Source organism: Streptomyces bambusae, from assembly GCF_019400985.1.
GTDB lineage: Bacteria > Actinomycetota > Actinomycetes > Streptomycetales > Streptomycetaceae > Streptomyces > Streptomyces bambusae_A.
Map to the genome: position 1 here is coordinate 1 of NZ_WTFF01000244.1, position 10,996 is coordinate 10,996.

Annotated in this window: 10 protein-coding genes; 5 read left to right on the forward strand and 5 right to left on the reverse strand. The window is 73.8% G+C overall.

The features are described 5' to 3' along the window. Positions 1–113: 113 nt before the first annotated feature. The 4 genes from GPJ59_RS26755 to GPJ59_RS26770 form a co-directional block, all read right to left on the reverse strand. On the reverse strand, positions 114–1,055 hold the full coding sequence (locus GPJ59_RS26755) for a carbohydrate ABC transporter permease (protein ID WP_219670263.1): 942 nt from the start codon (positions 1,053–1,055) through the stop codon (positions 114–116). A 7-nt stretch (positions 1,056–1,062) separates the two neighbouring features. Beyond that, a complete protein-coding gene (locus GPJ59_RS26760) occupies positions 1,063–2,397 on the reverse strand; it encodes an ABC transporter substrate-binding protein (RefSeq protein ID WP_219670264.1) in 1,335 nt (444 codons plus the stop codon). Between the two features lie 244 nt (positions 2,398–2,641). Then, complete coding sequence (locus GPJ59_RS26765) at positions 2,642–3,865, reverse strand: ROK family transcriptional regulator (protein ID WP_219670265.1); 1,224 nt, start codon at positions 3,863–3,865, stop codon at positions 2,642–2,644. A 150-nt stretch (positions 3,866–4,015) separates the two neighbouring features. Next, positions 4,016–5,056 (reverse strand): mechanosensitive ion channel family protein, encoded by a 1,041-nt coding sequence (locus GPJ59_RS26770; RefSeq protein WP_219670266.1) that lies wholly within the window; start codon positions 5,054–5,056, stop codon positions 4,016–4,018. A gap of 359 nt (positions 5,057–5,415) precedes the next feature. Between GPJ59_RS26770 and GPJ59_RS26775 the strand changes: the two genes are divergently transcribed. The 4 genes from GPJ59_RS26775 to GPJ59_RS26790 all read left to right on the forward strand — a co-directional run bounded on the left by GPJ59_RS26775 (position 5,416) and on the right by GPJ59_RS26790 (position 8,809). Then, the gene (locus GPJ59_RS26775) at positions 5,416–5,955 is read left to right on the forward strand and encodes an HNH endonuclease (protein WP_219670267.1); all 540 of its coding nucleotides are present in this window, start codon (positions 5,416–5,418) and stop codon (positions 5,953–5,955) included. Between the two features lie 275 nt (positions 5,956–6,230). Then, entirely contained in the window at positions 6,231–6,431 is a 201-nt protein-coding gene (locus tag GPJ59_RS26780) for a hypothetical protein (protein ID WP_219670268.1), read from the forward strand. Positions 6,432–6,452: 21 nt separating this feature from the next. Continuing rightward, positions 6,453–8,519, forward strand: a complete 2,067-nt coding sequence (gene malQ / locus GPJ59_RS26785) for a 4-alpha-glucanotransferase (protein WP_219670272.1) — start codon at positions 6,453–6,455, stop codon at positions 8,517–8,519. A gap of 56 nt (positions 8,520–8,575) precedes the next feature. Then, the gene (locus GPJ59_RS26790) at positions 8,576–8,809 is read left to right on the forward strand and encodes a hypothetical protein (RefSeq protein WP_219670269.1); all 234 of its coding nucleotides are present in this window, start codon (positions 8,576–8,578) and stop codon (positions 8,807–8,809) included. A 143-nt stretch (positions 8,810–8,952) separates the two neighbouring features. Here the strand turns inward: GPJ59_RS26790 and GPJ59_RS26795 are convergent, their stop codons facing one another. Then, a complete protein-coding gene (locus GPJ59_RS26795) occupies positions 8,953–9,459 on the reverse strand; it encodes a MarR family winged helix-turn-helix transcriptional regulator (RefSeq protein WP_219670270.1) in 507 nt (168 codons plus the stop codon). Between the two features lie 124 nt (positions 9,460–9,583). Here GPJ59_RS26795 and GPJ59_RS26800 point away from each other — a divergent pair. Then, the coding region (locus tag GPJ59_RS26800; protein WP_219670271.1) for an MFS transporter at positions 9,584–10,996 on the forward strand (1,413 nt) is incomplete at its 3' end.

Genomic DNA, 10,996 nt, shown 5'->3' on the forward strand with positions numbered 1-10,996 from the left:
CCCGGTCCCGGCCGGCGGCGGGCCGGCCGGCCGGGGGCCGCCCGGTCCCGGTCCCGGCGCCGGTCGCGGCGCCGGTCCCCGTGGCGGACGTGTCGACGGCATGGGTCATGGGGTCACTCACCTGTCCCGAGCAGGCCGCCGCGGCGGCGCATCAGCAGGGCCGTGAAGGCCGTGCAGAGGGCGAACAGGACCAGCGCGAGGACGCAGGCGCTGCCGTAGTCGAAGCGCTGGAAGCCGGCGTTGTAGACGATCTGGGGAAGGGTGAGGGTGGACTTGTCCGGGTAGCCGGGCTCGAACTGCTGGCCCGAGCCGCCGATCACGCCGGCCGCCACCTTCCCCGCGACCAGCGGCTGGGTGTAGTACTGCATCGCCTGGATCACCCCGGTGACCACCGCGAACAGGATGACCGGCGAGATGTTCGGCAGCGTGATGTGCCGCAGCCGCTGCCAGGCCCCGGCGCCGTCCAGCTCCGCGGCCTCGTACTGCTCCTTCGGTACGTCGAGGAGCGCGGCCATGAAGATCACCATCAGGTCGCCCACGCCCCACACGGCGAGCACCGTGAGCGCGGGCTTGGACCAGTCGGCGTCGGTGAACCAGCCGGGCTGCGGCAGGCCCACCGCGTCGAGCAGGGTGCCGACCGGGCCGGTGCCGGGGTTCAGCAGGAAGACGAAGGACAGCGTCGCGGCCACCGGCGGGGCCAGGTAGGGCAGGTAGAACAGGGTGCGGAAGACCCCGGTGCCCGTCTTGATCCTCGTGGCCAGCAGGCCGACGCCGAGGCCGAAGACGACCCGGCAGGCCACCGTCACCACGACCAGCCAGAGGGTGTTGCGCATCGCCGGCCAGAACAGCGGGTACTGCGTGAACACGTACGACCAGTTGTCCAGGCCGTTGAAGACGGGCGGGCGGAAGCCGTCGTACTTCGTGAAGGAGAAGTACACGGTGGAGACGAGCGGGTAGGCGAAGAAGACGCCGAACCCGATCAGCCAGGGCGACATGAAGGCCGCGGTCCGCAGGGCCGCTCGGCGGCGCTTCGCCCGCAGGGTGTGCGTGGTCATCGCCGGACTACTCCGCCTTCGCGATGTCCGTGTCGATCTGCGCGTCGGTCCTGGCCAGCGCCGCGGGCAGGTCGGGGACCGCGCCCTTCTCGTGCTGGTAGCCAAGGTCGGTGAAGGTCAGCTGGTAGGTGCCGCCGTCCGCATGCGGCGGCGTGGTGGAGGACTTGGGGTGCCGGGCGATGTCGAGGAACGTCCTGAAGGCGTCGTCCACCTGGAGCTTCGGGGAGGCCAGTGCCTCGACGGTGGAGGGCACGTTGTGGATGGCGTTGGCGAAGGCCACCACCGCCTCGGTGTCGGTGGTCATGTACTTGACCAGCTCCCAGGCGGCGTTCTGCTTCCTGCTGCCCGAGGCGATGCCCATGATCGTGCCGGAGACGTAGCCCTTGCCGTAGTCGGCGGCCTGGTCGTCGGGGACCGGCAGCGGCGCGGTGCCGATCTCGAACGTCACCCCCGCCTCCTTCGCCATGGCCGGCCGCCACTCGCCGTCGATCTGCATGGCGACCTGTCCCTTGTGGAAGGGGTGTTCGGCGCCCCACTCGTCACCGAAGGAGGCCCGGAACCTCTCCAGCTTCTCGTAGCCGCCGAGCTTGTCGACCAGGTCCTTCTGCGCCAGCAGCATCGAGGTGAACGCCGGGTCCTTCGCCAGGTTCGACCTGCCGTCCGGGCCGAAGTACGCCGGCCCCCACTGCGCCGCCAGCCGCATGGGGGTGGTCTCGTAGCCGTGGAAGGTGGGCATCAGGCCGAGCTGCTCGTACGAATCGCCCTTGGCCTTGGTGAGCTTCTGCGCGACCTGGACGAACTCGCTCCAGGTCTTCGGCGGGGCGGTGATGCCGGCCGCCCGGAACGCGTCCTTGTTGTAGACCAGGCCGTACGCGTCGTTCAGCAGGGGCAGCGTGCACTGGTTGCCCTTGAACCGGGTGTAGTTCAGCAGCGACGGCGGGAACACCTTCGCCGTGTCGATCCCCGACTTCTCCAGGAAGGGGTTCAGGTCGACGAAGGCGCCGGAGTTGCAGAACTTGCCGACGCTGTCGGTGGAGAAGGAGGAGACCACGTCCGGGGCCTTGTCGCCGCCCGCCCGCAGGGCCTGATGGATCTTGTCGTCGGTCATGTTGCCGGTGACCTTGACCGTGATGTTCGGGTGGGCCGCCCGGAACCGGGCGATGTTCTCCTCGATCGCCTTGACCTCGGACGGTGCGGACCAGCCGTGCCAGAAGTTCAGCACGACCTCGGCGCCCGGGTCGTCGGCGGCCGCGCCGCCGCTCTGCCCGGTACAGGCGGTGGCGAGGGCGGATATGGCGGCGAGGGCGGTGACGAGGGCGGTCAGACGTCGGGTTCCGGGCATGGCGGGTCTCTCTCTGCGCGGGGGAAGATCCTCGGGGGACGTGCGGCTGCGGAGACTAGCGGGTGGAAATGGCGCGAGCGGACGTACGGGGCGTGCGGCTGGGCAGGGCGTTCGGGACGTACGGGACGTGCGGCGGGCAGGGCGTTCGGGCGTGCGGCCGGGCAGGGTGTGCGGGACGTGCGGCTGGGCAGGGTGTGCGGGCCGTGCGGCCGGGCAGGGCGTGCGGCCGGTCAGGGCGTGCCGTTCAGTGGGACGTGCGGGACGTGTCGAACACCTCGTCGCGGGTGGTGCCCAGCGCGCTCTCCAGCGCGCCGCGCAGCACGGGCCGCTCGCTCACCTCTCCGGTGACCAGGCGCGGGCGGGAGGGGGCCAGTTCGGCGAGCTCGGCCGAGAGCAGCTCGCGCAGTGGTTCGCCGCCCGCCGAGATCACCGCACCGGAGAGGACGACGATCTCCGGGTCGAGTACGGCGACCAGCGAGGCGAGACCGGTCGCCAGGGCGGTGGCGTACGACTGGAGCAGGCCCAGGTACGGCCCCTCGGGCGAGGCCGCCGCCCGGCTCAGCAGGGCGACGGCGGCCGCGACCTCGGGGCTGCCGGGCCCGGCCGCGGGCCCGGTCTCCAGCCCCAGCCCGGCCGCCAGTCGCGGCACGACCTGTACGCCGGCCAGCTCCTGGTAGCCGCCGGAGTTGGCCCGGGTGACCCGCCGGACCAGCGGGTGCCCGGGCACCGGCAGGAAGCCGACCTCCCCCGCGCCGCCGGTCCAGCCGCGGTGCAGCCGCCCGCCGAGCACGAGGGCGGCACCCAGACCCTCCTCGTTCCACAGCAGGACGAAGTCCTCGTGACCGCGGGCGGCGCCCAGGCGCTGCTCGGCGATCGCGACGAGGTTGACGTCGTTCTCGTACTCGACCGGCATGGGCAGGGCGGCGGCCAGCTCGTCGAGGAGGGCGGGGGAGTGCCAGCCGGGCAGGTGGCTGGCGTAGCGCAGCCGCCCGGTGTGCGGGTCGAAGGCGCCCGGAGTGGCGATCACCACGCGGTGGACGTCCCCGCGGTGCAGCCCGGCGGCCTTGACCGCGCCGTCGAGCGCCTCGGTGACCTGGCGGGCGACGGGGTCGGTGGATCCGGTGGTGGGCAGTTCGAAGCTGCCGACCAGCTCGCCGGCGAGGTCGGCGACGCCCGCCAGGATCCGCTCCGGGGTGACGTCCAGGCCGGCGACGTGGGCGACGGCCGCGTTCAGGGCGTACAGCTGGGCGCTGGGGCCGGGGCGGCCGCCGTCGGTGCCGGTGGCCACGACGAGGCCGGCGGCCTCCAGCCGGGCCAGCAGCTGGGAGGCGGTGGGCTTGGACAGTCCGGTCAGGCGGCCGATCCGGGTCCGCGACAGCGGGCCGTGCGCCAGCAGCAGCTCCAGGGCGGCCCGGTCGTTCATCGCGCGCAGCAGGCTGGGGGTTCCAGGGGTGGTGCCGGAAGCCATGACTCGATCTGCTCCCTCGCCGAAGGTGATTGTTAGGTAAGTTTCCTATCGTCGTTCGAGGGCTGTCAATGCCGGTGCCCCCGCAGAAAACGATCTGCGGGGGCACGGGATGCGGGACGGGTGCGGGGCCGACCGGCTGCGCGGGCCCGGCTACTTGGTGAGGTTGGGCCCGGGCACGGCCGGCTGCGCCGGGATCGGAGCGGTCGCGGCCGACTGCGGCGAGGCCGGGTTGGCCAGGGCCGACGGCGCGGCGACGGCGGCCGTCGGGTCCGCCGGCGCGTCCTCCTCCTCGACGGGCGGCAGCCCGCCCACGATCGCGATGCCCGCCGCGTCGAACGCCTCCTTGATCCGCCAGCGCAGCTCCCGCTCCACCGCGAACTGCTTGCCCGGCATCGTCTTCGCCGAGACCGCCACGGTCATCGAGGCGAGCAGCATCTCGGACAGGCCCAGGACCTCGACCGGGCCCCACAGGTGCTCGTCCCACGGCGACTCCTTCGCCATGCCGTCGGCGACGTCCTGGAGCACCTGGCGGACCTTGTTCAGGTCCTCGCTCGGCTTGACCTGCACGTCGACGCTCGCCGTCGCCCAGCCCTGGCTGAGGTTGCCGATCCGCTTGATCTCGCCGTTGCGCACGTACCAGATCTCGCCGTTGTCGCCGCGCAGCTTGGTCACGCGCAGGCCGACCTCGACCACCTCGCCCGAGGCCACACCGGCGTCGATCTTGTCCCCGACGCCGTACTGGTCCTCCAGGATCATGAACACGCCGGACAGGAAGTCGGTGACCAGGTTCCGCGCACCGAAACCGATGGCCACACCGGCCACACCGGCGCTCGCCAGCAGCGGCCCCAGGTTGATCTCCAGGGCGCCGAGCACCATCAGGCCGGCCGTGCCCAGGATCAGGAACGAGGCCACCGAGCGCAGCACCGAGCCGATCGCCTCGGAACGCTGGCGCCGGCGCTCGGCATTGACCAGCAGACCGCCCAACGGGGTGCCCTCGACGGCCTCCGCGCCGCGGTTCATGCGGTTTATCAGCTTGGTCAGCGCCTTGCGGACCATCGAGCGCAGCGCCATCGCGATCACGATGATCAGCAGGATCCGGAGGCCCACGTACAGCCATCCGGCCCAGTTCTCCTCGATGAAACTGGCGGCGTTGGTGACGCTCTCGTGCGTGTCCTTCACCGTGGTGGACATATCCGGTACCTCGGTCGCGAGGGTGGACGCGGCGGCGGGCCAGGGCACGGCGGGAACCTCCTGATGTAGCGGCCTGCCCGCGGACGAGAGGTGCGGGCAGCGCAACCACACTAACGGGGCATTCCCGGTGCCTTCTTGCCGATGCCGCAGAACCTCTGCGACTCCCCGACGTCCCCGCCACCGGTGTTCTGCCGTGTTCGAGGGAGAGACGGGCCCGGAGTGGGGATGAACGGGGTGTGGGCGAAAACACCTCCGACCCGTTACGGGCGAGTGGTGGCGCGCCGGCCAGCAGGAAGGTGAAACTGAAGGCAGATCGTCCCGGCGCGAGCCACGCGCCGCCGGCGTACAAGGAGGCACCCGTGCCGCACGTCCTGGTCCTCAACGCGTCGTACGAGCCTCTCGGCGTCGTACCGCTCCGCCGCGCGCTCGTCCTCGTCCTGGAGAACAAGGCTGTCTGCCTAGAGGAATCCGGCGCCTTTCTGCACAGTGCTTCGCAAGTCGTCCCCGCTCCCAGCGTGGTGCGACTCAAACGGTTCGTGCGGGTCCCCTACCGGGGGCCCGTTCCTCTCACCCGCCGCGCCCTGTTCGCCCGCGACGGCGGCCGCTGCATGTACTGCGGAGGCGTGGCCACCAGCGTCGACCACGTCATCCCGCGCAGCCGGGGCGGCCAGCACGTGTGGGACAACGTCGTCGCCGCGTGCCGCCGCTGCAACCACGTCAAGGCGGACCGCCACCTCCTGGAACTGGGCTGGCGGCTGCGCCACCAGCCGGCCCCGCCGTCCGGGCTGGCCTGGCGCATCATCGGCACCGGCCACCGCGACCCGCGCTGGATGCCGTACCTCCAGCCGTACGGCGCGGACGACGCCCTCGCCAGGATCGCGGCCCCGGCGGCCTCCTGACACCGCGCCGCCCCGTCACGGGACCACCCGGTCCCGGGCGGGGCGGCGCGGCGTTCACCGGCACGCCGAGGGCACGGCCCACGGCACCGGACCCCGACGAGGTGGACAGCGGCTCTTGCACAGCAGATGCCGGCGGAACCGCCCCGCCGCGCCGGGCGGGCCGCGCGGTGTCAGCCTCCTGCCACGGCAGGAGTGCGGGCCGGGGCGCTGGGTAGGGCTGCGGTGTCCCACCGCCGCCCGGCACCCGGCCGGGCCCCGACCCGAGGAGCGCTCCCGTGCGGCACACCCCCCTCCACGCCCTCCTGCCCGCCCCCGGCGGCGAGCCCGGGCTCCCGGCCGACCGCGGGGCCCCGCTCACGAGCGAGGCCCCGCTTGCCGATACCGGTCATGCGCCGCTGACCAGCGAGCCGCCGCTCACCGACGAGGCACCGTTGACGAGCGAGCCGACCACGCCCGCCACCGCCGCGGGCGTCTAGACGTAGAAACAGGGGATGCCGATGGACCTGGCCCGGCTCGCCGGCCTGCATGGCGTGGCCACTTCCTACCAGCCCTCCCGGGACGTCACCGTCGAGGTGCCCGAGGCCACGGTCCGCGCCGTGCTCGGTGCCCTCGGGGTCGACGCCTCCACCCCGCAGGCCGTCAGCTCCGCCCTCGCCGCCGCGGAGGCGGCGGCCGGCAGCCGGCTGCTGCCGCCGGTCCTGGTGCAGTGGGCCGGCGGCGCCGCCCCGGCCGCCCTCGCGGCGCTGCCCCCGGGCACCCGGCTCCGGCTCGAACGCGAGGAGGACGCGGGAGGAGCGGGCGACGCCCTTCCGGCAGCGTCCTGGCCCGCCGAGTGGTCCACCGGCCAGGACGCGCCGCTGCCGGCCGGGCCGCCCCCGCTCGGCGTGCACCGCCTGTACGCCGTCGCGCCCGACGGCCGGACCGGCGAGGCCACCCTCGTCGTGGCCCCCGAACGGGCCCCCGCCGCCCCGGAGCGGGCCCACGGGCTGCTCGTCCAGCTGTACTCCCTGCTGTCGGAGCGGTCCTGGGGCATGGGCGACCTCGGCGACCTCGCCGCCCTGGCCGACTGGGCGGGCCGGACCCACGGCACCGGCTTCCTCCAGATCAACCCGCTGCACACCGCCGTCCCCGGCACGCCCACCGACCCCTCCCCGTACCGGCCGTCCTCGCGGCGCTACGCCGACCCCGTGTACCTGCGGATCGAGGACATCCCCGAGTACGCGCAGTGCACCGCCCGCACCGCGCTCGCGGCCCTCGCCGACCAGGGGGCCGTGCTGCGCCAGGAGGTCCTGGACAAGGGCGCCCTGATCGACCGGGACGCCGTCTGGGCGGTCAAACGCGCCGCCCTGGAGCTGCTGTACGCCGTCCCGCGCGAGTCCGCCAGGGCCGCCGCCTACGAGCGCTTCCGCACCGCCGGGGGCGCGGCACTGGCCGCGCACGCCGGCTGGTGCGCCCTGGCCGAACGCCACGGCCCGGACCCGCAGACCTGGCCGCGGTCCGCCGAACCGGACCCGGTCCGGGCCGACTTCCACTGCTGGCTGGCCTGGCTGACCGACACTCAGCTGGCCGCCGCCCAGGCGGCCGCACGGGACGCGGGCATGTCCGTCGGGCTGGTCCACGACCTCGCCGTCGGCGTCCACCCCGGCGGCGCCGACGTCTGGAGCCGGCCCGACCTGTACGCACCGGGCATGACCGTCGGCGCCCCGCCGGACGCCTTCAACGCCCACGGCCAGGACTGGGGCCTGCCGCCCTGGCGCCCGGACACCCTGGCGGCGTCGGGCTACGCGCCCTACCGGGCGCTGCTGCGGGCCCTGTTCCGGCACGCGGGCGCGCTGCGCATCGACCACGTGATGGGGCTCTTCCGGCTGTGGTGGGTGCCGCGGGGCACCCCGCCCGCCGAGGGCGCGTACGTGGCGTACGACGGCGAGGCCATGCTCGCCCTGCTCGTGCTGGAGGCGCACCGGGCCGGGACCGTGGTGATCGGCGAGGACCTCGGCACGGTCGAGCCGCGCGTGCGCCACGCGCTGGCCCGGCGCGGGGTGCTCGGCACCTCGGTGCTGTGGTTCGAGCGGGACTGGGACGGCGACGGGCGCCCGCTGGAGCCGGGGGCCTGGCGGGGCGACTGCCTGGCCACGGTCACCACGCACGATCTGCCGCCCACCGCCGCCAAACTGACGGGCGGCCACGTCGAGCTGCGCGACCGGCTGGGCCTGCTGGCCCGCCCGGTCGAGCAGGAGAAGGCCGAGGACGCCGCCGACACCGCCGAGTGGCTGGCGGTGCTGGAGGAACGGGGCCTGGACACCGGCGGCGAGGAGGCCGCCGTACAGGCCCTGTACCGCTTCCTGGTGCGCACCCCGGCGCGGCTGGTCGGTGTATGGCTGCCGGACGCGGTGGGCGACCGGCGGCCGCAGAACCTGCCGGGCACCTGGGACCAGTACCCCAACTGGCGGCTGCCGGTCGCGGACGCGGCCGGCCGGCCGGTGTCCCTGGAGCGGCTGACCGCGTCGCAGCGGGCCGGAGCCCTGCTCAGGGCGGTGGCCGAGGGGGTGCCGCCGGGGCCGTGACCCCCGTACGGCACCCCGGACGCGCGGTTCGTTCGGGCGTTCGCTACGTTTGCACCGTGGACAACAAGAACGCCCTGCGCGCCGGCGCCGTCGCGGCCGGTACGACGCTCATGATGCTGCTGATGACGTCTCCCGCCCTCGCGGTGACCCCGGACGACGGCGACGACCCGGGTGCGGGCATCAGCGTGGCCGAGACCGTCGGTCTCTACGTGCTCCTGCCGATCGTGCTGTTCCTGGTCATCGCGGGTCTCGTGATGGTCGGCGACAAGTCGCGCAAGCAGCAGGGCTGACACCCGCTCTGCGAAGCGCCGGGGGTCCAGGGGACCTCCGGCGCTTCGTTGTGTCCTGATACGGGTCCCTGATACGGGTCCCTGATCCGGGTTGCGACGTGCCCGCCGCCGTTACTGGACGCCGCCGTTACTGGACGGCGCCGTTATTGGACGGCGCCGAGCAGCCTGCGCAGCAGGCCCGAGAGTACGTCGACCTCCTCGTCGGAGAACCCGGTCAGCGCGGCCCGCTGCACCTCCAGGCCGGCCACCACGGCCGCGTCCACCAGTTCCAGACCGCGTTCGGTGAGAGTGACCTGAAGTCCCCGCCGGTCGTGCGGGTCGGGGCTGCGGCCCAGCAGCCCGGCCTTCTCCAGCTTGTCCAGCCGCCCGGTCATCCCGCCCGAGGTGAGCATCAGCGTCGCCGAGAGCTGACGCGGCGACAGCGTGTAGGGCTCGCCCGAGCGGCGCAGCGTGCCGATGACGTCGAATTCCCCGCGTGAGATCCCGTGGCGTTCGTACACCCGCTCCGTCGCGTCGGCCATGGCCCGGCTGATGCGGTAGATCCGGCCGAAGACGGCCATCGGGGCGGTCTCCAGCTCCGGCCGCACCGCGTACCACTGCGCGGTGATGGCGTCGACGGCGTCCTGGCCGGTCCTGCTGCTCTCGGTCATGGCGGAAGTATCCGGCCCCCTCTCGGGAGATCGCAAAAAAGTAGCTTGACGGCAAGTAGCTTGACGCTAAGCTACTTGCGACTGATCTACATGGCACAGTGCGGGGAACGAGGGGGGACCTGACATGGCGCGCGGCGCGGCGGAACGGATCGCGGTGGAACGGATCGTGGGGGAGCGGTCGATGCTCGCGGGGATCGGGGTCAGCGCGATCGGGATCGGCATGTACATCCCGTTCACGCTGGTCTTCTTCCACCACGTCACCGGTCTGTCCTTCGCCGTCGTCGGTATGGTCCTGACGGCGACCGGGCTCGCCGGGATCGCTTCCATGCCGGTGGCCGGCTCCGCCGTCGACCGGTACGGAGCCAAGCGGGTCAACCTCGTGCTCTACGCGCTGCGGGTGCTCGGCTTCGCCCTCTACCCGCTGGCCGGCTCCGTCCCCGCCTTCGCCGCGGTCGCGCTGGTCGCCGCGCTCGCCGACCGCTCCTTCCCGGTCGTCCAGCACTCGCTGATCGGCGAGGTCGCCCGCGGCTCCGCCCGGGACCGGCTCCAGGCCTCGCTGCGGGCCCTGCAGAACGCCGGCATGGGCGCGGGGGCGCTGCTGGTCTCCACGGTCCTCGGGGTCTGGGGCCCGGCCGCCTTCGACGTCACCGCCTGGGCCACCGCACTGGCCTTCGCCCTCGCGGGGCTGCTCGTCAGCCGGGTCCACCCGGTGCGGGACGCCCTCCCGAAGGCGGGCGGGGCGGCTGAGGCCGGCCGGACCGGGACCGGGACCGGCGCCGTGGCCCGGCCGGCGGCCGGGTACCGGATGGTGCTGCGCGACCGCCCCTTCCTCGGCCTGACCGCCGCCAACTTCCTGACCGCGCTGGGCTACGCGGCCCTGTCCGTGCTCTTCCCGCTCTACCTCACCGCCTGGCTGAACGGCCCGGACTCCCTCACCGGCGCCGCCTTCACCCTCAACACCGCCCTGTGCGCCGGCGCCGGCGTCCTCGTCGCCGCCCGGGTGCGCCGCTCCGGCGCCCGCCGGACCCGCTCGGCGGCCCTGGGCGCGGTGCTCTTCGCCGCCGCCTTCGCCGGCCAGATCGTGCTGGGCACGCTGCGGCCCGGTGGGACCGGACTGGCCGTCGGCCTGCTGGCCGTCGTCATCGTCTACACCCTGGGCGAGCTGATCCACAGCCCGTCGGCCGGGGCCCTGTCGGTCTCCGCCGCGCCGGAGGCCGTACGCGGCCGCTACCTGGCGACGTACCAGCTGTCCTACTCGCTGGCCGGGGCACTGGCCCCGTCCCTGTTCACCGGGCTGCTCGCCGTCGACGGCCGGCTGCCCTGGGCCCTCCTCGCCGTGGCCGCGCTGGGCGCCGCGGGTGCGCTGCTCCGGCTGGAGCGCCACCTGCCCGCCGACGCGGTCCACCCGGAGCCCCCGTGCTCGGCCCCCGTCCGACGCTGGCGGCGGTGCACCGGGAGCGCGAGGCGCGCCTGCGGGAGGCCGCGGCCGGGAACCACCATGCGTACCTGCGGGCCGAGTTGGCCGACGTACCGGCGA